Here is a 25,176-nt window from a genome sequence, read left to right on the forward strand (position 1 = left end):
GATCTGTATCAACTTTTATGCGATTCAGTGCGATTTTATATAAGCCATACGCGTATTAGGGTAACGTGTTGTCCTGCATGAATCAACCCGAATATGATGTCAAACGCAAGATTTGTTACAAACCGCTGGTTTCAAGTCACTTCAACATCTTGTATCGATTGAAAGTGCATGTTACAGACTGTGGGGCAAGGGGCTTGGGCTGTTACATTTTGTTGCCATGCGAAACACTTGCCTTGGTCTGACGGGATTACTATAGTCCCAAGTTGTAAAAAATACCCTGAAAGATTCTCTAGATAACGAGGTTACAAATGAACTTGCAAGCCAAATTGATGATGTCAGCCCTTTGTATCGGTGCATTGCCACTCGCCCAGGCCGCCGACTTTGAAGATTTCGGCAAGGTCGTGCGCGTCGTGCCGCAAGTGGAACAGATCAATCGTCCACGTCAGGAATGCCGTACGGAATACGTGCAAGTCCAGGCACCGCCGCAACAGCGCAGCGCTGGCGGCTCCATCGTCGGCGGTATCGCCGGCGCCCTGCTCGGCAGCCAGGTCGGTGGCGGCAATGGCCGTACGGCCGCTGCGGCCGCTGGCGCGATTGCCGGCGCTGTCGTCGGCGACCGTGTCGACAACCAGAACAATTACCAGGGCGGCATGCAGGAACAAGCCGTCAAGCAATGCCGTCAGGTCGACCACTGGGAATCGCGCAACAATGGCTACCAGGTCACGTACGACTACCGCGGCCGCAACTACACAAGCATCATGTCCTACGATCCGGGCGAACGCATCCGTCTGCGCGTCTCTATTGAACCCGCTCAGCAATAAGCGCAGCAACCGGCCCGTACCATGCCAGCCCCAGTGGCTGGCATTTTTTATGGCGCCCCGGCACGGGCTATAATGCGGCACACTTTCAGGCCGCCTTATGCTTATCAAACGAAAATCCATCGAACAAGTCGAATCCTCGCGCCCTGCGCGCAAGCCCCGCTACGCCCCTGTCACCCTGTCGGAAATGGATGGCGTGCGCTATCTGCATTTCGGCACGGAATGGGTGCAGGGTGCCATGCGCATCCGCAAGCCGGACTGGCCGGAACTCGAATACGCGCAGCAGATGATGGCGTGGATGCTGTGGATCGAGCAACCGCAGCGTATCGCCCAGCTGGGCCTGGGCACGGCCGCGCTGACCAAGTTCTGCTACCGCCAGTTTCCGCAGGCGCAGGTCGAGGCCATCGAACTGAACCCGTCCGTCATCACCATCTGCGAATCGATGTTCAAGCTGCCGCCCAACGACGAGCGCCTGCACGTGCGCGAGATGGATGCGCTCGACTACGTCAACGACGACGCCAACCATGGCACCCTGGACGCCCTGCAGGTGGACCTGTATGACGCCACGGCGCGCGGTCCCGTGCTCGACAGCGCCGATTTCTATACCGCCTGCTGCGCCTGCCTGGCGCCGCACGGCATCATGACGGTCAACCTGTTTGGCGACCACCCCAGCTACGCAAAAAACATCAAGGCGATGAAGTTTGCGTTCGAACAGGTGATCTGCCTGCCGGAAGTGCATGATGGGAACGTGGTGGCGATCGCTTTCAAGACGAAAGTGGCACTCGATGCCGAGGCGCAAGCCGCCTTGCTCGAGCGCGCCAAGCAGATCGTCGCCGAAACCAAGCTGCCCGCCAAGTCCTGGGTCAAGGGCATCGTCAGCACCCTGTAACCGCCGGCAAGTCCAGGCAAGGCCGGCAGCCCGGAAAGGCGCCGGCCATGCCCGCATCCCCTCCTCCCTCTCTCACCGCTCCCGATACGCCGCTGCAACTGCCGCAGCTGCTGGCCTGGCTGCAGGAAGACGGCTTGCTCGATGCGGCACAAGCGGCCGCTATCGACGCCCAGGCCGCCCTGTTGCCCGCGCCTGCCTTGCATCCGCTGTGCAACATCGCCCACGGCGCACTCACGCTCGACACCCTGTGCGCCTGGCTGGCGCAACGCTCCAGCCTGCCATATGTGCGCATCGATCCCCTGCACATCGATTTCAGCCAGGTGGCCGACGTCATGACGGCCGGCTATGCGGCCCGCTTCAACATCCTGCCCGTGGAAAGCACGCTTGATCGCATCGTCATCGCCACGGCCCAGCCATACGCGCTCGCTTGGCAGGCGCAGCTGGGCAACCTGGCGCCGCGCAAACTGAGCCTGGTCATCGCCAACCCGCTGCACATCGCCGACGCCATCGCGCAATTTTTCAGCCTGGCCAGTTCCGTCAAGGTAGCCCGGCAAGCGTCCACGCAAGACCTGGCGCTGCGCCAGAATGTCGAGCAACTGGTGGAACTCGGGCGTAACAAGACCAGCCTGGACGCCAACGACCAGCACGTCGTGCGCATCGTCGACTGGCTGTGGCAATACGCGTTTGCCCAGCGCGCCTCCGACATCCATCTGGAACCGAAGCGCGACGCGGGCCTCGTGCGCCTGCGCATCGACGGCCGCCTGCATCAGGCCTACCAGCTGCCGCCCGTGGTGCTGCTGGCCATGACGGCGCGCATCAAGTTGCTCGGGCGCATGGACGTGGTGGAAAAACGCCGCCCCCAGGATGGGCGCATCAAGACGCGCAATGCGCAGGGCCAGGAAATCGAGCTGCGCCTGTCGACCTTGCCCACGGCTTTCGGCGAAAAGCTCGTCATGCGCATCTTCGACCCGGAAGTGGCCGTCAAGAGCCTGTTTGACCTGGGCTTTCCGCCCGCGGACGCCGAACGCTGGCGCCAGCTGACGGCGCGCACGCACGGCATCGTGCTGGTGACGGGTCCCACCGGCTCGGGCAAGACCAGCACCCTGTACAGTACCCTGAAGGCGCTGGCCAGCAGCGAAGTCAATGTGTGCACGGTGGAAGACCCCATCGAAATGGTCGAACCGGCCTTCAACCAGATGCAGGTGCAAACCCAGGCGGGGATCGAACTGTCGTTTGCCGATGGCGTGCGGGCGCTGATGCGGCAAGATCCCGACATCATCATGGTGGGCGAGATCCGCGACCTGGCCACGGCAGAGATGGCCATCCAGGCGGCGCTGACGGGCCATTTGGTGCTGTCGACCCTGCACACCAACGACGCGCCCTCGGCCGTCACGCGCCTGCTGGAACTGGGTGTGCCCGCCTATCTGCTGGAAGCGTGCCTGATCGGCGTGCTGGCCCAGCGCTTGCTGCGCTGCCTGTGCGCGGCCTGCAAACAGCTGGACGACGCCCCCGGCGCCGACGCCTGGCAGCGCCTGACGGGCGGCCAGCTGGCACGGCCGGCCGCCGCGTACCGCCCCGTCGGCTGCGCCCTGTGCCGGCACAGCGGCTACCTGGGGCGCGCGGGCATTTATGAACTGCTGGGCGTGACGGAAGCGTTCGGCCAACTGGTCAAGGCGGGCGCCGACCTGCATGCCCTGCGCCGCCAGAGCCTGCTAGACGGCATGACACCGCTGCGCATCGCTGGCGCGCACAAGATCATCGATGGCACGAGCAGTATCGACGAAGTGCTGAAGCTCACGGCAGCCCTGCCGTGAGCTTCAGCACTTTCTCGCAGGAATGCTTTGCATTCTTTTTCAACTGATATATAATGCGGCCTCTTTCGGGTCGTTAGCTCAGCTGGTAGAGCAGCGGACTTTTAATCCGTTGGTCGCAGGTTCGAATCCCGCACGGCCTACCACGAATGCGCAGTACTAAAAAGCCCATCCTCACGGATGGGCTTTTTTCGTTTCCGGCCCTCGCGGTTATACTGGCTCATCGTCTTGCCAGCCCTGAAAGAAACGCATGAAACTTGCCGCCCCCCTCCTCTTGGCCACCGCCTGCCTGTCCGCCCACGCGCAAATGCAAACACCTATCGTGCTCGACGGCCAGTACAGCGCGCGCACGGACGAGATGAGCCTGCAGATCATCGGCAACCGCGCCTGCTTCGCGCCCGACAAGGCGCAGTGGGGCCGCCTGCCCCGCCCTGCCGCCACGCACGATGCGTGGTTCTGTTTTTCCAACGATGGCGAGGCGCGCCGGCTGCTGCGCGTGCCCGCGCGCCAGGCCGACAATTGCGGCTGGCAAGCCCGCGCGCGCATCGTCATTGACACGTATCAACCGTATGTCGAGCAAGGCGACGGCAACGACATGGCGCGTTTGCAATCGGTGGTGAAAGTGGCGCAACCGAACGCCATCGCCTGCGAGTAATCAATCCAGCTCGTATTCCTGCAGATAGCGGGCAAACAAGTCACCATCGGCCAGCGGACACGCAAACCCTGCACCCCAGTCGGCCAGCAGCAACTGCTCTTTCAAGGGCAACAGCAGCAATTGCGACATGCTATCGCTGCACCACAGGTGGCTGACGATGCCGTTATCGTTCAGGCTGGCAAACAGGGTTTCCGTCTTGTCGCCGCCAAAGGCCAGCTCGTTCTTGCACTCGACGCGGTAAGTGCTGTACCCCGTGTACACGGCGTCGTACGGCGGCAAGGCATCCCCTAGCGCCAGGCGCAGCTGTTCCGCCGTCATGCCCAGGGTGGATAGTAGGGACGGGGCCGCCTTGATCACATACATGTCCGTCCAGCCGGCGCCGCTGCGGTGCGCGTCGGCGAACGCCTGCTGCTCGCCCATCTGCGTCACACAGTGCTGCAAGTTATCCAGTGGCAACAGTTCAATCCGGCAAAAATCGTCTTCGTGGTAGTACGCTTCCCGCATGTTTCAATTCTCCAGCAAATCTTGCAGTTGCACATTGCGCCGCGACGTCAGCCGGCCGGCCCAGGTTTCGCTCGTCACGGATGGATAGCGCACGGCGCCAAAGTTCATCCAGGCATCGCGGTACGCCAGCCACAGACGCTGGGTGGCGCGGATGCCATCCTTGCCCACGGCGCCCGCATGGGTTTCCGCCGGCTTTTTCATGAGCTTGCCGTAGATGGCGTTAAGCTCCTTGTCGAGCGCCGCCGCCTGTTCCTTCGTCATGCTGGCCGGCAGCTTGCCCGCTTCGTAGTCACGCAGATCGTGCGCCAGCAGATCGAGCTCGGCCGTGCGAGCGGCGATGCTCAGGGCGGCGCGCGCCGTGCCGCTCAAGTCCGTTTCATTGGCCGCGCGCGCATCGGCAAACTTGCTGGCCGCCGCCTGCAATTTTTGCAGCGACGCTTGCGCCACGGCAGGCATGCTTGCGCTGACCTTGCCTGTCGCCTGCGTGCGCACTCGTTGTTTCTGGCGAGCATCGATGGCGCTGCACACGCCCATCATGTAGCCGCTGGTGATGTCGTCGCATAAATCGATCATGCCGCGTCCGCTGGCATTGATCTGCTGCAAGTGTTCGATGCGGCCCCGCATTTCGGCCGGCGCTGCGTCGATGCTGCACGCATATTTGAGCGCCAGTAATGGGTCTTTCTGCACGCCCTGTCCATTCTGGTACAGCATCATCAAGACGGCGCTGTTTTGCGTGGCCATGGAGCAATGGCGCGCGGGACGCCAGTCGGCCGGCTTGGGCGCGGACATACTCTTGGTATCGTAGTACAGGTCGGTAGCCTGGCATTGCTGCAGGGACGCCACGGCGGACGGGGCCGGCAGGTCGGCGGGCGGCGGCGCCGCATCCTTGACCTTCAGGCAAGCCACATACCAGGCTGTGCTTTCCGCGTGACCCACGCCCATGGCGCTGGTATTCGGGTACGGTGCGGCGGCAACGGCAAAAACCGGGACGGCCAGCAGGCAGTTCGCGCCCAGCAATAGCGTTTTCAATAAGGGTAGACTAATTTTCATGTTCAAGCAGCGCCAGCGTGAGTAAAGCGGCAAGTTTAACTGATCGGATACGCGCTGCCCGCCCGATACACAGCCATCCCGCCTGGTAAGTAACGGTACCCAGCCTTGGCAGTGCTCGAATCGATGGGCAATAATGTTGCCCGCTGTACTTTTTTCACTACTCCGGACCACGCCCATGACCTCACCCCGTCTTCGCCGTTCCCTCGGCTCCCTGCTGATCGCAGCGGCCTGCGCCTCGCTGGCAACGACCGTCCACGCCGCCGACACCAAGGCCACCACCCCAGTTGCCGCCACGCAAATGCAAGCCAGACACGCCATCACGCATGAAGATGTGTGGCTGATGAAACGTGTGGGCGCGCCCGTCGCCAGCCCGGATGGAAAGTGGGCCGTGTTTTCCGTGGTCGACAGCGCCTACGACAGCAAGGAACAATGGTCGGACCTGTGGATCAAGTCACTGCTTGACGACAGCCCCGCACGCCGCCTGAGCTATTCCAAAAGCGGCGAAAGCGCCGTGGCCTGGTCGCCGGACAGCCGCCAGCTCGTCTTCGTCGCCAAGCGCGACGGCGATGAGGCGGGCCAGATTTACCGTCTCGACGTGGCCGCCGGCGGCGAAGCCCAACGGTTGACGAGCTTGACCATGGGCGCGCGCATGCCGAAATGGAGCCCGGACGGCAAGCAGCTGCTGTTCATCAGCGATATCTATCCAGGCAACAAGACGGAAGCCGACGTCAAGCAAAGCGCGAAAGAGCGCAAGGACCGTAAATACAGCGCCCGTGCGTATGAAACGACGGCGCCCCGCTATTTCGACAAATGGCTGACCGACAAGCAAGTGCGCCTGTTCGTCGTCGATGCCCAGCCTGACGCCAAGGGCGAGAACACAGCGCGCGACATCCTGTCGGGCACGCAACTGGTCACCCTGCCGGGCTTTGGCGGCAGCCAGGGCGACGAGGGGCAATCGCTGGACGCCGTCTGGACGCCGGATGGCAAGGCTGTCGTCTTCAACGCGGCCGCCAACCGCGATGCGGCCCAGCGCGAAGCCGTCTATTCGCAACTGTATCTGCTGCCCGTGGCCGGCGGTGAAGCGCAGCGTTTGACGCAGGATAAGCACAGCTATGGCAGCCTGAAATTCGCGGCCGACGGCAAGACCCTGTTCGCCTTGAGCGACGCGCAAACGCCAGGCAAAGTATATGACGTGAAACGCCTGGCCAGTTTTGCCTGGCCGATGAACAACCCTGCGCCAACGATTTTGACGGCCAAGCTGGACCGTTCGGTTTCCCGCTACGTGCTGCCCGAAGGCGGCAAGCGCGTCCTCTTCAGCTATGAACATGCTGGCCTGGAAAAGCTGTACTCGATCGACGCCAGGGGTGGCGACGTGCGCGAGGAGCCATCCTTGCCGACGGGTACCATCAACTCGCTGAGCAGCGGCGGCAAGGCTTTGGTCGGCGTGTGGGAATCCGCCATCAACCCACCGGAAATCTATGCCTTCAACGGCAAGCAGCCGAAGCGCCTGACGGCCTTCAACACGGACAAGGCCAGCAAGATCGACTGGCAGGCGCCCGAGCACTTCTGGTTCACCACGGCCGACGGCCGCCATATCCACAATATGCTCGTCAAGCCGGCCAATTTCGATCCGAACAAGAAATACCCGCTGTTTACCGTCATCCACGGCGGCGCGGCCAGCATGTGGCGCGACCAGTTCGTGCTGCGCTGGAACTATCATTTGCTGGCCAAGCCCGGCTATGTCGTGCTGCTGACCGACTACAAAGGCTCGACCGGCTATGGCGAGGAATTCTCGCGCTCTATCCAGTTTGACCCCTTGAAGGGTCCGGGCGACGAGGTCAACCAGGGCGTCGATGAAGCCATCAAGAAATATCCATTTATCGACAGCACGAAACTGGCCGCCGGCGGCGCCAGTTATGGCGGTCACCTGGCCAACTGGCTGCAAGCGACCACGACGCGCTACAAGGCCATCGTCTCGCACGCGGGCGAAATGGACTTGATCATGCAATGGGGCACCAGCGACGGCGGCTTCGGCCGTGAAACGAATGCAGGCGGCCCCGTCTGGTCGAACCTGCCCGTGTGGCGCGATCAAAGCCCGGTCATGCAAGCGGGTAATCACGAAAAAGGCACGGGTTTCACGACCCCGATCCTGATCACCGTGGGCGAGCTCGATTACCGCGTGCCGGCCAACAATGCCTTGATGAACTTTGCCGTGCAACAACGCCTGAACGTGCCGGCGAAATTGCTGGTCTTCCCGGACGAAAACCACTGGATCTTGAAGGGCGAGAACAGCCGTTTCTTCTATAGCGAAGTTGAGGGCTGGCTGGCAAGGTATTTGAAATAATCCTGCTACACGTTTCTTGAAAAGCCAGGCTCCGCTCACGCGGGCCTGGCTTTTTTCATGCCGGCTGAACAGCGGCTACGGCCGCTTTCTGGCGCTGGATCGCCAACACCATCAGCGCGGCGACGAGGCAGGCGGCGCCGGCTGCGAACAGGGCCGGGTTGTAGGTCAGCATCAGGGTGCGGATGCGGCCCGCCCCATATGCGGCCACGGCGGCGCCCAGCTGGTGGCCGGCAAAGATCCAGCCGAACACCATGCCCGCCCGCTCCCGCCCGAACGTGGCCCCCACCAGTTTCACGGTGGGCGGCACGGTGGCTATCCAGTCCAGGCCGTAAAACATGGCGAACAGCGACAGGCCGTACAGGGTGAATTCCGAATACGGCAGCCAGAACAGAGAGAGACCCCGCAAGCCGTAATACCAGAACAGCAGTTTGCGGTTGTCATAGCGGTCCGACAGCCAGCCGGACAAGATCGTGCCGAACAGGTCGAACGCGCCCATCATGGCCAGCACGGACGCGGCCGGCACGGCGGACAGGCCCGAGTCGCCGCACAGGGAAATGAAATGCGTCTGGATCAGGCCGTTGGTGCTGAGGCCGCAGATGAAAAAGGTGCCGAACAGTATCCAGAAGGTACGGTTCGCCGCCACGCTGCGCAAAATCACGAACGGCGTGGCAAACGTCATCTTTGCCGCAGGCGGCGCCACCAGCGGCGTGGCCGGGTCGGCGCCATACGGACGCAAGGCCACCTCCTGGGGACGGTTGCGCATGCACAGGAAGGCCAGCACGGCGACGATGGCGCAGGCGGCAAACACGGGCATGACGGCCGTACGCCAGCCGTAGTGCTCGATCAGCCAGGCGCCCACGGGCAGGAACAGCAGCTGGCCCGTGGCCGAGCTGGCCGTCAGCACGCCCACCACCAGGCCACGGTGCGTCTCGAACCAGCGGTTTGCCACCACGGCGCTCAAGACCAGCGCCGTCATGCCCGAACCGAGACCCAGCAGGATGCCCCACAGGGCCACCAGGTGCCAGAACTGCGTCATGCGCGTGGCCAGCAGCATGCCGGCAGCGATCAGGCCCAGCGCCACGCAGATGACATTGCGCAAGCCGAAGCGTTCCATCAGGATGGCGGCAAACGGCCCCATCAGGCCAAACAGCACGAAGCGCACGGCCAGGGCCGAGGAAATCTGCTCGGCATCCCATCCGAATTCGCGGCTCAGGGGCTGCATCAGCGCACCCGGCAAGCCCAGCGCGGCGGACGAGGTTAATGCTGTGAGGAACGTGATGGCAACGATGACCCAGGCAAAGTGGATGCCGCGCCGCTCCAGCCATTGCGAAAAAGGATAGGAAAGCATGCAGTCCTCATGAGAAAAAGTGGATACCGGCCAGCACCAGCGGGCGGGATTTTTCTCATGTTATATTATGATCGTAATTTATACAATCAAAAAACTGGAGCGACACTGTTACTTGCCGCTCCAGTCCTGGCTTGAATGCCGATGCAAAATGTACTTATTTCACCTTCAAGCCATTCTTCACGTCCGTCACGCCTTCCACACCACGGGCCAGGTCGGCAGCTTTTTTCACTTGCGCCTGGGAAGGCACGAAGCCGCTGAGCATGACGACGCCGTTCACCGTTTCCACGTGCACATCAAGCGCTTTCAAGTCACTGTCCTTGACGAGATCCGCCTTGATCTTGGTGGTGATGACGGAGTCTTCCACTGCCACCTTGGTGCTGCCGGCCGCATTGCGCGTCACGCAGGCGGCCTTGGCCGTCGCATCCATGGCGTCGCAGTTTTCCTTCGTCGTGGCGGGCGGATTTTGCGCCACATTGGTGCCGGCCCGGGCGCCCGTGTTGGCATCGGCCAGCGCAGCCGTTTTCGCCGCCTTGGCATCGTTCATGCATGTGGTTTTGTCGGCGCCCGTGCGGTCGCCGCACTTGGCCTTGGCCAGGTCATACTCGGCATTGGCGACGTCCTTGCGGGCCTTGCCCAGTTCCCGCGGCGTGTTGCGGTACTGGGCCACGGCGTCCGAATCGGCCTTGGCGCGCGCCACCTTGGCTTCTTCCACGCAGACTTTTTTCGCGTTGCCGCTGTGGCTATCGCAGGCGGTCTTGGCCTGTTTGTAATCACTGGATGCCTTGTCCGTCAAACTCTTGTATGAGGCATCCTGCGCATACGCGGGCGTGGCGGCAAGCAGGGCGCTGGCACTGGCGGCCAGCATGAGTGCGATCATTTTGTTCATGATGGTTCCTCTCTGGTTAGTTGATGCCCAGATTAGACCCCTGCCGCGCGCAAAGCTCCGTGCGACAGCACACGCTGACAGGCCATTCGCATAATAATCAGCGTTTATTTGTCGCCGCTCAAGCCCTTCCGCCACAATACTTGCGCCTGTTCAAATGGTGAAGCGGACTCATCAAATGCATCAGCGCCATCGGCCAGCGCCAGCCAGGCCTGCGTGGCGTGCGAACCGCTTGCAACCTCGCCAGCCGCGCGCACGCCGCGCATCCAGGCCAGCACCTCCTGGTACTGCCCGGGGTGACGTCCATGTATCCAGGCCAGGGCTACCAGGTCCGCATAACCCTCTTCCCGGCGCGTCTCGCGCAGCTCCTGTGCCAACGGTGTCAATTTACCCTGCTGCCTGCTGCGCGGCTCGACAAAGCCGCGTGGCAAGGCATGCCAGTCGCCCTGCGCATAGCGCTGGCAGTGGCCAATCTCATGCGCCGTCATCGCTTCGATCATGACACCGTGACGCGCCAATGGCACACCCCGCAAGATGCTGTCCGCCTGCGCATTGCCGCGCAAGGACAGCACCAGCTTGCAGCGCCCTGCTGCGTAGCCCAGCGCCAGCGGCACGGCGCCGGGCGCCTGCTGCGGCTGCACGATGATGTCGATGGGCAAACCTTGCCCACGCGCAAATGCGATGACGGCTTGGCCCGCCTGCAGCCAGCGGGTTTCCAGATCGGTGAGCTGGGCCTGCGCAATGGCAGGCACGGCAATAAGCAAACTCAACAGCGAGAACAGTTTCAACATGGGATCAACGGGAAGAAAGGAAAGCCACCATTGCAGAGTAAGCGGCGAGGATATTTCCACAAGGAAAAACTGGCAACTTTTCCCAAATAAAGACGAAAAAAAACCGGCGCAGGCGCCGGCTTTTCAGACTGTAGTCAGGCTCGGGTCTATTTCTTCGCCGCCTTGTCCAGCGCGCGGGCCGTGACGAATTCCGGGCGGATATCGTTCGGTACGGCCTTCATCTTGTCGAGCGCCACTTGCACTTCAGGGCGGATCACCACGTATTTGGTCATCAGGTCTTTCGCGCGCGCATAGTCGCCCGTCGCCTCGATGGTCAAGAATTCACGGTCCAGGTCGATCACGGCCTGTTTGATCTTCGTAAAATCAACGCCGAACCTGCCATCGCCCAGCGAGACAAAACCACCCTTGTCGAGGATGTAATTCATCTGGATGGCCATGCCGCGCGCGTGCGAATCCGTCAGGCCGAAATGCAGGGTGCGGAAACCGGAAGCGAGGAAAGTGTTGTACAGCTTGCGCTCGGCCACGTCGCCCTGGCCCAGGGTATCGTTCAGTTGCCCCTTGTCCATCATGTAGCGCAGCGCGAACAGGCCCGTGATGTCGGCCTTGGCTTCCTCGATGGTCGAGTAGGCTTCCTTCAAGTCCTGGCGCGGCGTCGAAGGCTTGTCGTCGACAACAGTCGCATGCGGGCCCAGGCCGTGCATGATTTCATGCGCGAGGATGTGCGTGAAGAAGGAATTGAAGTCCACGTCCTGCTGCGCTTCGGGCGTGAGCACCAGTTTCGAGATCGGCGTCAGGGTGGCCTTGAACTTGGCTTCCTGCACGTTTTTCAGCATCACGCGCTTGGAGCCGCGCGCGCTGATGATGCGCTCGTCGTTCGGCAGGTTGTAGGCGGCCGTCTGCACGGCCATGTTGCCATCGCCGGCGCCATACACCTGGTTGACCACCACCATCGGCGCCAGCGCGCCCACTTTCGGGTTGCGGTACTGGGCGTCGAGCGGCAAGTTGTCTTCCAGTTCCTGCATGTGCTTGGCAAAGAAGTTCAGCTTTTGCGTCTCCGCCTGGTCACGGATGTTCACGTAGGCCTCGAACGCGGCCTTGTAGCCGAACAGCTCGTCGTTGTACGTTTCATACGGGCCGATGGTGATGTCGACGGGCGAATCGAGATCCATCCAGGCGAAGTCGGACGGCAGGTAGTCATTGTCGAGGAAAGCCTTGGCGCGCAAGGTCAAAAATTTCTTCAGCGAGGCGTTGTCCGTGGCGGCGGCCGCTTCGTCGAGCAGCTTGGCCAGTTGCTTCAGCTCCACCTTGTATTCATCCGAATACTTGACGGTCTGGTATTTGCCATCCTTGCCCGCGCGAATCGTCGTAAAGAACCATTGCGCCTGCTGCTTGTCGTCCGCCGGCAAGCCATTCATCCACGTTTCCAGGCTGGCCTTGGTGGCGCCCTGCGGATAGAAATTGCCCGCTTCCGGCTTGTGCGCGGGAATGGCGATGCCGGCATAGCTGGCCGGCATGAACGAGGCGTGGGCGTCAAGCACCGACCATGGCCCCTTGTTGATCCAGAAATAGTTCAAACGGGCCTGACCCAGGGCCGACTTGTCTTTCTTCAGGGCCGCCCACAGGGCTTCGTTGCCGGACCAGCGCTGGCGCAGCTGCAGCACGTCGACCAGTTTGGCCGCTTCGACCAGCTTGGCGATGGCCTGGCGGTCGCCCGCAGACAGGTGCGTGACATCGGCAGTCAGCGCGACGGGCGCATAGCGGGCGCTCATGCTGGTCAATTGTTGCGCCGTAGCGGGGGCGGCTGGCGTTGCGGCGCAAGCGCTGCCGACGGCGGCGGCCATCAGCAGGGGAATCAGGATGTTTTTCATGGGGCCTCGGTGTATGGTTCACAGCAAGAAAGCGCCCCGCGCTGTTACTGCGCGTCCGCTTCCTTGTTCAGCCTGCGATTGTCCCACCTGCCCCCATGGCATGGCAAGCGACTTACCAGACCTTGTACACCTGCCCCGTCTGCGCCCCTTCCACGCTGCGGCTGTAAGCGAGCGCCACTCTGCTGGCGGCGGCCGGTTCGAAGCCGTAGAAGAACGGGCCATATGCCTCCAGCGATTCTTCCAGCACCGTGGGGCTGACGACATTGATGCGCACGCCGCGCTGCAACTCGATGGCGGCGCCCCTTGCAAAACCTTCCACGGCCGCGTTGGTCATGGTGGCAGCCGTGCCAAAGCGGATAGGCTGGTCGGCCACGATGCCGCTGGTGAGGGTGATCGAGCCGCCGTCATTCAGGTATTCCTGCGCCACCAGCGCCACGTTGACCTGGCCCATCAGCTTGCTTTCCAGGCCCAGCTGGAATTGCTCGGGCGTGAAATCGGCCAGGGGGCCGAAATGCAGCTTGCCGGCCGTGACGACGACGGCGTCGACCTTGCCGATGCGCTTGAACAGGGCGCGCACTTGCGCGATGTCGCCCATGTCGGCCTGGTGCGTGCCGCTGCGGCTGCCCACTTCGATGATTTCATGGCGTTGCGCCAGTTGTGCGGTGACGGCCTTGCCGATGGTGCCGCTGGCGCCAATGATGACGATTTTCATGATGCTTCCTTGTATGGGTTGAACGATGAAGCCAGTATGCGCCGCTTACAAAAAGGAATAAATACGCTAGAATTTACAAGATTACCAACTCAGAGTTTGCAATCAAGGTGCCATGGATAAATTGCGCAGCATGGAGATCTTTGTCGCCGTCGTCGATGCGGGCAGTTTCACGTCCGCCGCCGAGACGTTCCAGATTTCGCCCGTGATGGTGGGCAAGCACATCAAATACCTGGAAGAGCGGCTGGGCGCGCGGCTGCTGGCGCGCACGACGCGCCGGCAAAGCCTGACGGAAATCGGCCAGCAGTATGTGGAACAGTGCCGCCAGATCCTCGCCAGCATCCATGCGGCCGAACGGGGCGCGGAAGCTATGCGCACGGCGCCGCGCGGCAAGCTGAAGATCACGGCGCCCGTGTCCTTCGGCAGCGAATGCATCGCGCCGCTGCTGGCCGACTACCTCGATGCCTATCCGGAAGTGAGCCTGGAATTGAACCTGAACGACAGGACGGTGGACCTGGTGGAGGAAGGGTTTGATGCGGCCATCCGCATCGGCAAGCTGGAAGACTCCGGCATGGTGGCGCGCGCGCTGCGGCCGTATGCGATGGTCATCTGCGCCGCGCCCGCCTACCTGGCCAGACACGGCACGCCGCGCACGCCGGCCGACCTGGCGCGCCACGAATGCCTCGATTTCATGCAGTGGACGCGCCATGTGCGCTGGCGCCTGGCCAGGAGCGGCGATGACGATGGCAGCCCCGTGCGCGAGAGCCGCTTCCGCTCGAACAATGGGCAGGCGCTGCGCGTGGCGGCCTTGCACGGCTTCGGCATCGTCATGCAGGCGGAGATCCTGATGGCCAGCGATATCGCCGCCGGCACGCTGGTGCCGCTGCTGGCCGACTACGTGCCGGCGCCGCGCCCCATGCACCTCGTGTATGCGCGCGACCGCCAGCCCACGCCGAAGCTGACGACCTTCATCGATTTTCTGCTGGAACGCTACGGGCCGGCGGCGACACCGCCGCCGGCCACGCTCACGTAATCGTCGTACTTAGTTCGACTTGACGGTCGATGGCGCGGAAGCCAGCTTGGCCAACTCGCCGTCCGGCTGCCAGCCGGCACCTAAAGAACGGGCCACGGCAACGGTGGCCAGCAGGCGCTGGGTCTTGATCTGCGCGGCGGCGCGGTCCGCCGCCAGGGAACTGCGCTGCGCATCCGTCACGTCCAGGTAGGTCGAGATGCCGCGCTCGTAGCGCGTGCGCGCCACCAGGTAGGCGCGCGCCGCCGCTGCCTGCGACAAGGCTTGCGCGTCGCCCTGCAACTGGCGCTGCTCCACGTCGGACAGCGCATCTTCCACTTCGCGCAAGGCCGTCAGCAGCTTGGTTTCATGGTTCGCCACGGCTTCCGCATAGCGCGCCTTGCTCAAATCCAGGTTGGCCTGGTTGCGGCCGCCGTCGAAGATCGGCAAGGACAGGGCCAGCGGACCAAAGCTGAACTGGCGCGAACCGCCCTGCGCCAGGTCGCGCAGCTTTTCCGAGGCGTAGCCGAAATTGCCCGTCAATTGCAGCGTCGGATAAAACGCGCCTTCAGCCACGCCCACTTGCGCATTCGCCGCGCGCAGGCCCGCCACGCTGGAGACCAGGTCCGGACGGTGCGCCAGCAGGCTGGCGGGCAGGCCGACGGGGATACCTGGCGGCAGCGGCAAGGCGGAGGGATCGGCCGCTACCGGCAATTGCAGCGCCGACGGCGGCTTGCCCGTCAGGGTGGCCAGGCTGTTTTCCAGCTGGTTGCGCTGGCGCTTGACTTCATGCAGGTCGGCCTGCGCGTTCGACAGTTCGACTTTCGCGCGCGCCAGGTCCAGCTCATTCGTCAAGCCCGCGTTGAAGCGCGCCTCGACCAGCTGGGCCGATTCGCGGCGCGTATCGAGCGCACCATTCAGGATCGCCATTTCCGCATCGAGGCCGCGCAGCTGCCAGTAATTGCTGGCCACTTGCGCCGACAGCATCAGCAGCACGCCGTCGCGGTCGGCCTGCGCCGCCAGCGCCTGCGAATCGGCCGCTTCGACCATGCGTTTTACACGACCCAGCAAGTCGACTTCATACGACAGCGTGCCGCCCACGGAAAAATTGTTGCCGCTGATGGAGCGGTTGCCCAGGGCCAGGCCCTGCGAGGTGTTGGCCGAGGTGCGCGAGTTCGAGATACCCGTGCTGACGTTCACGCTCGGCCCCTGGTTGGCGCGCGCCATGCCGCTTTGCGCCAGCGCCTGCAGCAGGCGCTCGCCGGCCGCTTTGACTCCGGGGTTGTCCTGCAGCGCGCTCTGTTCGAGGCGGTTCAGGGTGGCGTCGCCGTAGATGCTCCACCATTCCTTCGGCAGCTGCGCGGCGTCCGCCGCACTGGCGCCATGGCGGAAGGTGTCGCTGCCGGCGACGTTCGCCGGGGCGGTGAAATCCTGGCCCACGGTGCCGCAGGCGGACAGCGCCACGGCAAGGGAAGCGGCCAGCGCGATTTTCGTCAATACTGTTTGCATGATGTGTACCTTCTTGTTCTTGAGGTGCTGCACGTACGGACTGTGCGCGGTCAATGACCGCCGCCACCGCCACCGGGAGCTTTGAGTTTGTCGGCCAGCCACAGGGGCACGATGCAGGCCAGCAGGATGGCGCCGACGAGGAAGAAGCCGTCGTTATAGGCCATCACATACGCTTCGCGGCGCACGATGCCGTCGATCGCCTGCAAGGCCTGGTTGCCGGCCGTGACGGCGTCATAGCCCTTGGCCATGAACGATGACGTCAGCTGGTCGATGCGCAGTTGCGTGGCGCTCGAATACGCATTGATCGCTTCGCCCAGGCGCTGCGAGTGGAAGTGCTCGCGCGTGCTCAGGGCCGTGGCCAGCAGGGCGATGCCGATCGAGCCGCCCAGGTTGCGCGTCATGTTGAACAGGCTCGAAGCGGACGCCATGTCTTTCGGCGCGATGCCCTTCATGGCGAAGTTCGACAGGGTCAGCATGACGAAGGGCTGGCCCAGCGCGCGCACCACCTGCGACCACAGCAGCTGGTCGTAGCCGGTGGAAGCGTCCATGTAGGCATTCATCATGCACGAGCCGCCAAACAGCAAGAGGCCGATCGAACACAGGATGCGGTTATCCACCACGGACGACAGCTTGGCGACGAAGGGCATGATGAACAGCTGCGGCAAGCCCACCCACATGATGACTTCACCGATCTGCATCGGCGAATAGCCGGCGATCTGGCCCAGGAACAGGGGCAGCAAAAAGGCCGAGCCATACAGGCCCATGCCCGTCACGGCCGACAGCACCGTGGCGACGAGAAAATTGCGCTGGCCATACAGACCCAGGTTGACGAACGGCTCGGCGCGCGTGGCGCTGGTGACGACCCAGCCCAGGATGCCCGTCAGAGCCAGCGCGGCAAAGGCGATGATGAAGCCCGAGTCGAACCAGTCCTTCGAGTTGCCCTCTTCCAGGAAGATGGTCAGGCAACCAAGGCCCAGGGCCATGAAGAAGATGCCCAGCCAGTCTGCTTTCCAGAACAATTTGAGCTGCATCGGCTCCTTGTCCAGGCCATAGATCATGCCGGCGATCAGCAGCACGCCCGGCACCCAGTTGATGTAGAAGATCGATGGCCAGCCATACAGCTCGGAGAGGTAGCCGCCCAGGGTCGGACCCATGGCCGGCGCCAGGGTGGCCGTCAAGCCAAAGATGGCCATGCCGACGGCCCGCTTCGATGGCGGCAGCTTGAGCATCACCAGGGTGAACGCCATCGGGATCAGGGCGCCGCCGGTGAAGCCCTGCAGCATACGGAAGACGATCATGCTTTCCAGGTTCCAGGCCGCGCCGCACAGGGTGGAGAACAGCAGGAAGAAAGCAGTGGTGCCGATCATGTAGGTGCGCAGTCCGAACACGCGCGCCAGCAGCGCGGTGAGGGGAATGACGATAATTTCGGCGACCAGGTAGGCCGTGGAAATCCACGAGCCCTCTTCCTGGGTGGCCGACAGCGAGCCAAGGATATCCTTGAGCGATGAGTTCGTGATCTGGATGTCGAGCACCGCCATGAAGGCGCCCAGCATGCCGGCGGCGACCGCCAGCCAGGTGCGCCCGGAGACTTTCTCGTCGATCACGGGAAACGCTGGCGGCTTCGCCAGCGTGGTGGAGGGGCTGCTCATGGAAGCTTAGCGCGTGGTGGTCTGGGCGACGGGAGCAGCTGGCGCGGCGGCGTGGCGCGCGGCCTCGGCCTTGTCCTGGGCCGATGCGGGCTGGTTCACTTCCACTTCGGCGATCACTGACATGCCCGGCACCAGGCGGCCATTCATGGCCTTGATGTCTTCCGGCTGGAAGACGATTTTCACGGGCACGCGCTGGACGATCTTGGTGAAGTTGCCGGTGGCGTTATCGGCCGGCAGCAGCGCGAATTGCGCGCCCGAGGCAGGGGCGAAGCTGTCCACGGTACCCACCAGTTTCTTGCCCGGCATGGCGTCAATGCTCACGTGCACGCTTTGGCCGCGGTGCAGGTCAGCCAGCTGCGTTTCCTTGAAGTTGGCGGTGACCCAGACGTTGTCCTGCACGATGGCCGTCAATTGCTGGCCAGGCTGCACGCGCATGCCCGTTTCCACGTTGCGCTTGCCGATGCGGCCGGCGACGGGGGCCAGGATGCGGTTGTATTGCAGCTGCTGTTCCGCGTCCTTCAATTGCACGCGCAGCACGGCCACTTGCGCCTTGGCCACGTCGCGCGCAGCTTGCGCGGCACCGATCTGTGCCTTGGCGGCGGAAGCGCTGTCGCGGCGGGCGGCCAGATCAGCCACGGCGCTCGAGCGTGCCGCATTGGCCGCATCGAGTTCCGCTTTCGAGACGGCTTTCATCTGACTCGTGTACAGCTGGCCATAGCGCTCGGCATCCTGTTTCGCGCGCAGCAATTGCGCGTCCGCTTGCGCCACTTGCGCCTGGGCGCCACTGGCTTGCGCCTGCACTTGGGCGATCTGCGCATCGGCCTGCAGCACTTGCTGCTCGGCGCTGGCGATCTGCGCGGCGATCTGTTCGGTTTTCACGCGCTGGTCGAACGGGTCGAGTTCGGCGATCACGTCGCCCTCTTTCACGATTTGATTGTCGTCGATGAAAACCTTGGTGACGACGCCGGAAATGCGCGCCGAAACAGGGTGCACGTGGCCGGCCACGTAGGCGTTTTCCGTTTCCACGAAATAGTGGCTGCGGTACCACATGCGGGCACCGGCACCCAGGGCAACCAGGACGATCAGGCCGGCGATGATTTTCACGCGGTTATTTGGTGGTGCTGCGGAGCTGGCGGCAGCGGCAGGCGCGGAAGGGGCGGCCGGGGCCGCGGGTGGGACGGCGCTCAGCACCTTGTGCTCTGCTTGGCCTGGCTGGTTGGACATACTCGCTCCGGAAATGAAATGATGTAGGTTCATTATTGGGCAAAGAAAAGCCAAAGTCAAGAAATGAAACGATTGCATTTCATTTTAATTTGCACTACAGTGTGAGCCATCACTTACCTTCCACCTTATAAAGAGACCCAGACCATGTCCGATCCCGGCCTCAGCGATACCTTGCCAACCGATAAAGAATCCGACGCCGCCGCCCAGGACCTTTCCTGCTGCGGCAAGCCTGCCGGCCGTCCACGCGCGGCCGACATGGAAGCGCGCATGGAAAACCTGCTGCACACGGCCGGCTGCCTGTTTCTGGAAAAGGGATATGGGAAGGTGAGTCTGGAAATGATCGCCCGCGAAGCCCATGTGGCCGTGCGCACGATTTATGTGAAGTTTGGCGGCAAGTCGGGCTTGTTCAATGCCGTGGTGGAATTGCGCCGCGCCTCTTACTTCTCGACCATGCCGGCGCTGGAAACGGATATGCGCCCCCTGCCCGCCATCCTCGGCGAGTTCGGCCTGCTGTTCGTGCAGCTCGTCACCATGCCGGCGGCGATTCGCCTCAATCGCATGGTCGTGGCCGAAGCGGCCACGCATCCGGAACTGGCGGAAACGTTTTACAAGGTGGGACCGGGACAGACGCGCGAGATGCTGACCAAGTTTTTCAGCCGCCCCGACATCGCGCCCCTGTTTCGCGAGGAATTGACGCCATCCATCCTGGCGCTGCACCTGCTCAATTGCCTGTTGGGCGACCAGATGTCGCGCCTGCTGTTTCCACCACAGGCGCAACCGGACGTGGCGCAATTGCGCGCCAAGGTGGCGATCAGTCTCGACCTGTTCCTGCACGGCACCTTGCGCCAGCCGCTCGCGGACTGACGCGGGACGGCTGGGCGGAGAGATCAGCCAGGACGGCTGCAGCCTTCCGGCACCGCCGCGTCGGCGTGTTCATCGCTCAAGCCCAGCGCGCGCAGAAAAGGCTGGGCCGCCGACGCGCCATCGAGACTGAGTGAATACTCACTTCCATCGTAACGGTCCGGGCCATAACGCATCAGGTCGAACGAGGTTTCAAAGCGCTGCGCCAGGAAATACGTGCGGAAGTAATCGAAGGAAAACGCCACCTGACCATCGGCCCCCAGCAGCAAGCCATGCGCATACAACGGCGCCAGCCAATCCCCGGCCGTCATGTTCCAGCCCTTCACGCCACAATAGTCGCTGGCAAAGCGTTCGAGCTCCGCCGCGCTGAGGAAGACGGTCTTGGCTTCGAACATCACGAACGCCAGCTCCATCAGGAATTCGCGCGCATCGGCTGCCTCGCCGGCACCCACGCGCTGCGGCGCGCCCGCCTTGCCCAGCAAGCCATCGAGATAGGCGCGCTCGCCTGCCAGCTGCGGCAACAAGGTGGCAAATACATACTCGGCATCCATCTGCCCCGTTTCCTGGCCATTCGGCGTGTACAGTACCGACAGGGCGAAGTTCTTGCTCACGTCATCGAACTCACGCAGGGACACCGTCCACTGCGAACCTGCCGCGCCGCCATCGGTGGCGACCGCGTCCGCGCCAAACTCGAGCACGGCGAACGCCGCCATCTGGCCATGCTCACCGTACAGGCTGCCGGGATTGCTCTTGAACAGGATGCCCAGCGATTTCATCAGCGAACTGGCATCGCCCGTATGCTGGTGGCCATGGAACACGGCGTGGATATTCTTGTAGTGTGCACGCTGCTCGGCACTGGCGTGCTCGTCGGCGGAGAAAAAACTGAAGCCGGCATTGCCCAGCGCCGCCGCCGCGACACCCTGCGCGCGGCTGCCCGGCACCAGGTAGAAGCGCGCGCCGGGCAAGCTGGCCGCCTGCAGCAAGGGGCGCAGGAAGTATTCGTAGACATACACGGGCGTCGTGCCGGCACAGGCGTCCAGCGCGACCAGCTGGCCCGTGAAGAAAATCGCATCGATCTTCTTGCCCGCCGCCAGGATGGCGGCCACATCCTGGTACAAGGCATGCAGCATCACGGCTTGCTCTTGCTCATCGGCCCGGCGCAAACGGACATCGGCAATATGAAGGGCGGTAAATTTTTTCATTGTTGCAAAACTCTTTCAGTACAGCGGAATTTGACCGAACCCCACGCTGGCAACATTCCTGGAAAAATCACACGCTTCCATTGAAGCAAAAAGAAGAACATGGTGACAGACCTCCATTCTGCCACTTTTTCCACACGGCAATACTCACCAATGTTCACATCAGGCGGATCTGCCACAGGCTGTCTGCGGTTTACGCTGCCGAGATCAAGGGATATAAAAAAACCCGCAATCGCTTGCGGGTTTTTGAGTGCTACAACGTGCGACTAAGCCATCAACGCTTGCGCGGTGGCGGCAAGTCCGTGCACACGCCTGCTTCGGCGCGCTTTTGCCAACCTGCCGATCGACTCACCCAGGGTCGGGTGAGGATGGATGGTCTTGCCGATGTCGGTGCCGTCGCAGCCCATTTCGATGGCCAGTGCGATTTCACGCTTCATCGTTCACCTGTCGCCCGCGTGCGGGCCGACTAAAGGCTTTCAATCGTAGTTGGATAATAAAAAACCCCGCAATCGCTTGCGGGGTTTTTAGTGTTACGACACAGCGCTACAACATCAACGCTTGCGCGGTGGCGGCAAGTCCGTGCACACGCCTTCGTACACTTCAGCGGCCATGCCGATCGACTCACCCAGGGTCGGGTGAGGATGGATGGTCTTGCCGATGTCGGTGCCGTCGCAGCCCATTTCGATGGCCAGCGCGATTTCACCGATCATGTCGCCTGCATGCGTGCCGACGATGGTGCCGCCGATGATGCGGTGCGTTTCAGCGTCGAACAGCAGCTTGGTGAAGCCTTCGGCGCGGCCATTGGCCACGGCGCGGCCGGAAGCGGCCCAAGGGAAGTGGCCCTTCTCGACCTTGATACCCTTGGCTTTCGCTTCGTCTTCCGTAATGCCGGCCCATGCCACTTCCGGATCCGTGTAGGCGACCGATGGAATCACCTTGACGTCGAAGTGCGACTTCTGGCCGGAAGCCGCTTCCGCGGCCACGTGGGCTTCATGCACGGCCTTGTGCGCCAGCATCGGCTGACCGACCAAATCGCCGATGGCGAAGATGTTCGGCACGTTGGTGCGCATCTGGCTGTCGACGTTGATGAAACCGCGGTCCGTGACCTGCACGCCGGCCTTGTCGGCGGCCAGCTTCTTGCCGTTCGGGCTGCGGCCCACGGCGACGAGTACCAGGTCGTAGATCTGTGGCGCCGGCGCCGTGGCACCCGCTTCGGCCGCTTCGAACGTGACCTTGATGCCTTCCGGCAGCGCTTCCACCGCGACCGTCTTGGTCTTGGTCATGATGTTGTCGAAGCGCTTCTCGTTGAACTTTTGCCACACCTTGACGGCGTCGCGGTCCGCGCCCTGCATCAGGCCATCCATCATTTCGACCACGTCGATGCGCGCACCAAACGTGGAATAGACCGTCGCCATTTCCAGGCCGATGATGCCGCCGCCGATGACCAGCATACGTTTCGGGATCTGGCGCAATTCCAGCGCGCCCGTCGAATCGACGATGCGCGGGTCTTCCGGCACGAAGGGCAGTTTCACCACGGACGAACCGGCGGCGATGATGGCTTGCTTGAACTGCACGACTTTTTTCGAGCCGTCGCCTGCCGTCACTTCGATGTGGTTCGCGGACAGGAATTGGCCCACGCCCGTGACGACTTGCGTCTTGCGCGCCTTGGCCATGCCGGCCAGGCCACCCGTCATGTTCGAGATGACGCCTTCCTTGTACTTGCGTACCTGGTCGATGTCGATGGTCGGCTTGGCAAACGTCACGCCGGTGTTGGACATGTGCGCCGTTTCGTCGATGACGGAGGCGACGTGCAGCAGCGCCTTCGACGGGATGCAGCCCACGTTCAGGCACACGCCGCCCAGGGTAGCGTAGCGCTCGACGATGACCGTCGACATGCCCAGGTCGGCCGCGCGGAACGCCGCCGAATAGCCGCCAGGACCGCCGCCCAACACCATCATGTCGACATCGATGTCAACCTGGCCGCTGTAATTGCCGACCGGGATGGCGGCAACGGCTGCAGCTGGTGCCGCCGCTGCAGGAGCCGGTGCCGCTGCAGGCGCAGGAGCGGCCGCCGGTGCGGCTGCGGGAGCTACAGCACCTTCCGACGCTTCCACCACCAGCAATGCGCTGCCTTCGGCGATCTTGTCGCCGACCTTGACTTTCAACTCCTTGACGACACCCGCGTGGGTCGATGGAATCTCCATGCTGGCCTTGTCCGATTCGACCGTGATCAGGGACTGGTCCACCTTGATGGTGTCGCCGACCTTGACCATCAGTTCGATGACTTCGACTTCCTTGAAATCGCCGATATTCGGTACTTTTACCTCTACTGTGCTCATCAATCGCTCCTTACAGCAGAATTTTGCGCATGTCGGCCAGGACTTCGCCGAGGTACACGGAGAATCGCGCGCCCATCGCGCCATCGACCACGCGGTGGTCGTAGGACAGCGAGGTGCCCATCATCAGGCGTGGCTGGAAAGCCTTGCCATCCCATACCGGCTTGATCGAGGCTTTCGACAGACCCAGGATCGCGACTTCCGGCGCATTCACGATAGGCGTGAAGTGCGTGCCGCCGATGCCGCCCAGGGACGAAATCGTGAAGCTGGCGCCCTGCATGTCGGCCGGTTTCAGCTTGCCTTCGCGTGCCTGCAGCGACAGTTCCGTCATTTCGCGGGCGATCTGCGACACCGACTTCTGGTCCGCGCCCTTGATCACGGGTACCACCAGGCCATTCGGCGTGTCTGCCGCGAAGCCGATGTTGTAGTACTGCTTGAGGATCAGGTTCTCGCCCTTGGCGTCGAGCGACGCATTAAACGCGGGGAATTTCTTCAGCGCGGCGACGGACGCCTTGATGACGAAAGCCAGCATGGTCAGCTTGGCCGCATCCTTGTTCTTCGCATTGGCCGCGTTGGTGTCGACGCGGAACGCTTCCAGGTCCGTCACGTCCGCTTCGTCGAACTGCGTGACGTGCGGGATCATGACCCAGTTGCGGTGCAGGTTAGGACCCGAGATTTTCTTGATGCGCGACAGCGGCAGCAATTCGGTCGTGCCGAATTTGCTGAAGTCCAGCGACGGCCATGGCAGCAGATCCAGGCCCACGCCCGAACCGGCCTTGGCGACCGGCGCATTTGGCGCGGCGACAGCGCCCGACATCACGCCCTTGACGAAGTTCTGCACGTCTTCCTGGGTGATGCGGCCCTTCGGACCGGAACCGCCCACGCGGGTCAGGTCCACGCCCAGTTCGCGCGCGAACTTGCGGATCGACGGCGAGGCGTGCGCCAGCTTGCCATTTGCGGCAGGAGCTGGTGCGGCAGCAGGTGTTGCGACAGCCACCGGCGCCGAAGCGACGGCGGCCACTGGCGCGGCGGCAGCTTGCGCTGGCGCGGCGGCTGGTGCAGCAGCGGCAGGGGCAGCGCCGCCCGTCGTTTCCACGACCAGTACCAGCGAACCCTTGGCAACCTTGTCACCGACCTTGACTTTCAATTCCTTGACGATACCGGCATGGCTCGATGGAATTTCCATGCTGGCCTTGTCCGATTCGACCGTCAGCAGCGACTGGTCGACCTTGATGCTGTCGCCGACCTTGACCATCAGTTCGATGACTTCGACTTCCTTGAAGTCGCCGATATCGGGCACGGTCACTTCGACCAGGGCCGGCGCGCCGGATGGAGCGGCAGGTGCTGGCGCGGCGGCAGGAGCGGCAGCAGCAGGTGCAGCTTCAGCAGCAGGTGCAGGTGCAGGGGCGGCAGCGGCAGGCGCAGGCGCAGAGGCCGACGCATCGTCCGCCACTTCCAGCAGCAGGACCAGCGAACCTTCGGCGATCTTGTCGCCCACGTTGACTTTCAATTCCTTGACGACACCGGCGTGGCTCGATGGAATTTCCATGCTGGCCTTGTCCGATTCGACCGTGATCAGGGACTGGTCGACCTTGACCGTATCGCCTGGCTTGACCATCAGTTCAATGATCTCGACTTCCTTGAAATCGCCGATATCCGGGACTTTGACTTCCACAATGCTCATAGCTTGCTCCGTTATTTTATTTGTCAGATGGACCC

Annotated in this window: 21 protein-coding genes and 1 tRNA gene; 8 read left to right on the plus strand and 14 right to left on the minus strand. The window is 62.7% G+C overall.

Translation table 11 applies throughout. The annotated features are described in order from the left end of the window. Nucleotides 1-308 precede the first annotated feature (308 nt). The 5 genes from CSQ93_RS10705 to CSQ93_RS10725 all read left to right on the plus strand — a co-directional run bounded on the left by CSQ93_RS10705 (nt 309) and on the right by CSQ93_RS10725 (nt 4,173). Nucleotides 309-821 carry a glycine zipper 2TM domain-containing protein gene (locus CSQ93_RS10705; protein ID WP_034785134.1) on the plus strand — a complete coding sequence of 171 codons (513 nt, stop codon included), beginning with the start codon at nt 309-311 and terminating at the stop codon, nt 819-821. A 97-nt stretch (nt 822-918) separates the two neighbouring features. Then, nucleotides 919-1,707: a spermidine synthase gene (locus tag CSQ93_RS10710; RefSeq protein ID WP_034747444.1), complete on the plus strand. Its 789-nt coding sequence runs from the start codon at nt 919-921 to the stop codon at nt 1,705-1,707. Nucleotides 1,708-1,754: 47 nt separating this feature from the next. Then, entirely contained in the window at nt 1,755-3,521 is a 1,767-nt protein-coding gene (locus CSQ93_RS10715; protein WP_233516133.1) for a GspE/PulE family protein, read from the plus strand. Between the two features lie 67 nt (nt 3,522-3,588). After that, nucleotides 3,589-3,664: transfer RNA gene (locus CSQ93_RS10720), tRNA-Lys, on the plus strand. 104 nt (nt 3,665-3,768) lie between these two features. Continuing rightward, entirely contained in the window at nt 3,769-4,173 is a 405-nt protein-coding gene (locus CSQ93_RS10725) for a hypothetical protein (protein ID WP_158301193.1), read from the plus strand. Here CSQ93_RS10725 and CSQ93_RS10730 read toward each other — a convergent pair whose 3' ends face one another. Together CSQ93_RS10730 and CSQ93_RS29190 are read right to left on the minus strand one after the other, a co-directional pair. Continuing rightward, on the minus strand, nt 4,174-4,677 hold the full coding sequence (locus tag CSQ93_RS10730; protein WP_099378024.1) for a hypothetical protein: 504 nt from the start codon (nt 4,675-4,677) through the stop codon (nt 4,174-4,176). It lies immediately after the preceding gene. 3 nt (nt 4,678-4,680) lie between these two features. Then, nucleotides 4,681-5,727, minus strand: coding sequence for a lysozyme inhibitor LprI family protein (locus CSQ93_RS29190; protein ID WP_199534346.1), 1,047 nt, complete (start codon nt 5,725-5,727; stop codon nt 4,681-4,683). 175 nt (nt 5,728-5,902) lie between these two features. Between CSQ93_RS29190 and CSQ93_RS10740 the strand changes: the two genes are divergently transcribed. Continuing rightward, nucleotides 5,903-8,071 (plus strand): alpha/beta hydrolase family protein, encoded by a 2,169-nt coding sequence (locus CSQ93_RS10740; protein ID WP_099378025.1) that lies wholly within the window; start codon nt 5,903-5,905, stop codon nt 8,069-8,071. A 55-nt stretch (nt 8,072-8,126) separates the two neighbouring features. Here CSQ93_RS10740 and CSQ93_RS10745 read toward each other — a convergent pair whose 3' ends face one another. From CSQ93_RS10745 to CSQ93_RS10765, 5 genes are all read right to left on the minus strand, one after another. Continuing rightward, entirely contained in the window at nt 8,127-9,419 is a 1,293-nt protein-coding gene (locus CSQ93_RS10745) for an MFS transporter (RefSeq protein ID WP_099378026.1), read from the minus strand. 154 nt (nt 9,420-9,573) lie between these two features. Then, entirely contained in the window at nt 9,574-10,305 is a 732-nt protein-coding gene (locus CSQ93_RS10750; RefSeq protein WP_099378027.1) for a BON domain-containing protein, read from the minus strand. Nucleotides 10,306-10,409: 104 nt separating this feature from the next. Next, nucleotides 10,410-11,093: a hypothetical protein gene (locus CSQ93_RS10755; RefSeq protein WP_099378028.1), complete on the minus strand. Its 684-nt coding sequence runs from the start codon at nt 11,091-11,093 to the stop codon at nt 10,410-10,412. 146 nt (nt 11,094-11,239) lie between these two features. Beyond that, complete coding sequence (locus CSQ93_RS10760; protein ID WP_099378029.1) at nt 11,240-12,961, minus strand: dipeptidyl-peptidase 3 family protein; 1,722 nt, start codon at nt 12,959-12,961, stop codon at nt 11,240-11,242. A gap of 112 nt (nt 12,962-13,073) precedes the next feature. After that, a complete protein-coding gene (locus CSQ93_RS10765; protein WP_099378030.1) occupies nt 13,074-13,673 on the minus strand; it encodes a short chain dehydrogenase in 600 nt (199 codons plus the stop codon). 112 nt (nt 13,674-13,785) lie between these two features. Between CSQ93_RS10765 and CSQ93_RS10770 the strand changes: the two genes are divergently transcribed. Further along, a complete protein-coding gene (locus CSQ93_RS10770) occupies nt 13,786-14,703 on the plus strand; it encodes a LysR family transcriptional regulator (RefSeq protein ID WP_099378031.1) in 918 nt (305 codons plus the stop codon). 9 nt (nt 14,704-14,712) lie between these two features. Here CSQ93_RS10770 and CSQ93_RS10775 read toward each other — a convergent pair whose 3' ends face one another. From CSQ93_RS10775 to CSQ93_RS10785, 3 genes are read right to left on the minus strand one after another with little or no spacing between them, the layout of a single operon-like run. Further along, complete coding sequence (locus CSQ93_RS10775; protein ID WP_099378186.1) at nt 14,713-16,188, minus strand: efflux transporter outer membrane subunit; 1,476 nt, start codon at nt 16,186-16,188, stop codon at nt 14,713-14,715. 50 nt (nt 16,189-16,238) lie between these two features. Next, entirely contained in the window at nt 16,239-17,837 is a 1,599-nt protein-coding gene (locus CSQ93_RS10780; protein ID WP_099378032.1) for a DHA2 family efflux MFS transporter permease subunit, read from the minus strand. A 6-nt stretch (nt 17,838-17,843) separates the two neighbouring features. Continuing rightward, nucleotides 17,844-19,061 (minus strand): HlyD family secretion protein, encoded by a 1,218-nt coding sequence (locus CSQ93_RS10785; protein WP_099378033.1) that lies wholly within the window; start codon nt 19,059-19,061, stop codon nt 17,844-17,846. Nucleotides 19,062-19,205: 144 nt separating this feature from the next. On the opposite strand from CSQ93_RS10785, the gene CSQ93_RS10790 reads away from it, so the two are divergent. After that, entirely contained in the window at nt 19,206-19,925 is a 720-nt protein-coding gene (locus CSQ93_RS10790; RefSeq protein WP_099378034.1) for a TetR/AcrR family transcriptional regulator, read from the plus strand. Between the two features lie 23 nt (nt 19,926-19,948). Here the strand turns inward: CSQ93_RS10790 and CSQ93_RS10795 are convergent, their stop codons facing one another. The 4 genes from CSQ93_RS10795 to aceF all read right to left on the minus strand — a co-directional run bounded on the left by CSQ93_RS10795 (nt 19,949) and on the right by aceF (nt 25,141). After that, nucleotides 19,949-21,124 carry a hypothetical protein gene (locus tag CSQ93_RS10795; RefSeq protein ID WP_099378035.1) on the minus strand — a complete coding sequence of 392 codons (1,176 nt, stop codon included), beginning with the start codon at nt 21,122-21,124 and terminating at the stop codon, nt 19,949-19,951. Between the two features lie 263 nt (nt 21,125-21,387). Further along, nucleotides 21,388-21,558 carry a hypothetical protein gene (locus CSQ93_RS28815; RefSeq protein ID WP_158301194.1) on the minus strand — a complete coding sequence of 57 codons (171 nt, stop codon included), beginning with the start codon at nt 21,556-21,558 and terminating at the stop codon, nt 21,388-21,390. Nucleotides 21,559-21,672: 114 nt separating this feature from the next. Beyond that, nucleotides 21,673-23,460, minus strand: a complete 1,788-nt coding sequence (gene lpdA, locus CSQ93_RS10800; RefSeq protein WP_099378036.1) for a dihydrolipoyl dehydrogenase — start codon at nt 23,458-23,460, stop codon at nt 21,673-21,675. 10 nt (nt 23,461-23,470) lie between these two features. Continuing rightward, on the minus strand, nt 23,471-25,141 hold the full coding sequence (aceF, locus tag CSQ93_RS10805) for a dihydrolipoyllysine-residue acetyltransferase (RefSeq protein WP_099378037.1): 1,671 nt from the start codon (nt 25,139-25,141) through the stop codon (nt 23,471-23,473). Nucleotides 25,142-25,176: the final 35 nt, after the last annotated feature.

Source organism: Janthinobacterium sp. BJB426, assembly GCF_002735705.1.
Classification (GTDB): Bacteria; Pseudomonadota; Gammaproteobacteria; order Burkholderiales; family Burkholderiaceae_D; genus Janthinobacterium.

What these genes read in the sequence shown, in the direction of transcription:
- CSQ93_RS10710 (WP_034747444.1), top strand. Translation starts at nt 919, where the DNA reads ATGCTTATCAAACGAAAATCCATCGAACAAGTCGAATCCTCGCGCCCT.
- CSQ93_RS10725 (WP_158301193.1), top strand. Translation starts at nt 3,769, where the DNA reads ATGAAACTTGCCGCCCCCCTCCTCTTGGCCACCGCCTGCCTGTCCGCC.
- CSQ93_RS10770 (WP_099378031.1), top strand. Translation starts at nt 13,786, where the DNA reads ATGGATAAATTGCGCAGCATGGAGATCTTTGTCGCCGTCGTCGATGCG.
- CSQ93_RS10745 (WP_099378026.1), bottom strand. Translation starts at nt 9,419, where the DNA reads ATGCTTTCCTATCCTTTTTCGCAATGGCTGGAGCGGCGCGGCATCCAC.
- aceF (WP_099378037.1), bottom strand. Translation starts at nt 25,141, where the DNA reads ATGAGCATTGTGGAAGTCAAAGTCCCGGATATCGGCGATTTCAAGGAA.
- CSQ93_RS10775 (WP_099378186.1), bottom strand. Translation starts at nt 16,188, where the DNA reads ATGCAAACAGTATTGACGAAAATCGCGCTGGCCGCTTCCCTTGCCGTG.
- CSQ93_RS28815 (WP_158301194.1), bottom strand. Translation starts at nt 21,558, where the DNA reads ATGAAGCGTGAAATCGCACTGGCCATCGAAATGGGCTGCGACGGCACC.
- CSQ93_RS10795 (WP_099378035.1), bottom strand. Translation starts at nt 21,124, where the DNA reads ATGAAAAAATTTACCGCCCTTCATATTGCCGATGTCCGTTTGCGCCGG.
- CSQ93_RS10765 (WP_099378030.1), bottom strand. Translation starts at nt 13,673, where the DNA reads ATGAAAATCGTCATCATTGGCGCCAGCGGCACCATCGGCAAGGCCGTC.
- lpdA (WP_099378036.1), bottom strand. Translation starts at nt 23,460, where the DNA reads ATGAGCACAGTAGAGGTAAAAGTACCGAATATCGGCGATTTCAAGGAA.
- CSQ93_RS10785 (WP_099378033.1), bottom strand. Translation starts at nt 19,061, where the DNA reads ATGTCCAACCAGCCAGGCCAAGCAGAGCACAAGGTGCTGAGCGCCGTC.
- CSQ93_RS29190 (WP_199534346.1), bottom strand. Translation starts at nt 5,727, where the DNA reads ATGAAAATTAGTCTACCCTTATTGAAAACGCTATTGCTGGGCGCGAAC.
- CSQ93_RS10715 (WP_233516133.1), top strand. Translation starts at nt 1,755, where the DNA reads ATGCCCGCATCCCCTCCTCCCTCTCTCACCGCTCCCGATACGCCGCTG.
- CSQ93_RS10780 (WP_099378032.1), bottom strand. Translation starts at nt 17,837, where the DNA reads ATGAGCAGCCCCTCCACCACGCTGGCGAAGCCGCCAGCGTTTCCCGTG.
- CSQ93_RS10790 (WP_099378034.1), top strand. Translation starts at nt 19,206, where the DNA reads ATGTCCGATCCCGGCCTCAGCGATACCTTGCCAACCGATAAAGAATCC.
- CSQ93_RS10755 (WP_099378028.1), bottom strand. Translation starts at nt 11,093, where the DNA reads ATGTTGAAACTGTTCTCGCTGTTGAGTTTGCTTATTGCCGTGCCTGCC.
- CSQ93_RS10705 (WP_034785134.1), top strand. Translation starts at nt 309, where the DNA reads ATGAACTTGCAAGCCAAATTGATGATGTCAGCCCTTTGTATCGGTGCA.
- CSQ93_RS10750 (WP_099378027.1), bottom strand. Translation starts at nt 10,305, where the DNA reads ATGAACAAAATGATCGCACTCATGCTGGCCGCCAGTGCCAGCGCCCTG.
- CSQ93_RS10740 (WP_099378025.1), top strand. Translation starts at nt 5,903, where the DNA reads ATGACCTCACCCCGTCTTCGCCGTTCCCTCGGCTCCCTGCTGATCGCA.
- CSQ93_RS10730 (WP_099378024.1), bottom strand. Translation starts at nt 4,677, where the DNA reads ATGCGGGAAGCGTACTACCACGAAGACGATTTTTGCCGGATTGAACTG.
- CSQ93_RS10760 (WP_099378029.1), bottom strand. Translation starts at nt 12,961, where the DNA reads ATGAAAAACATCCTGATTCCCCTGCTGATGGCCGCCGCCGTCGGCAGC.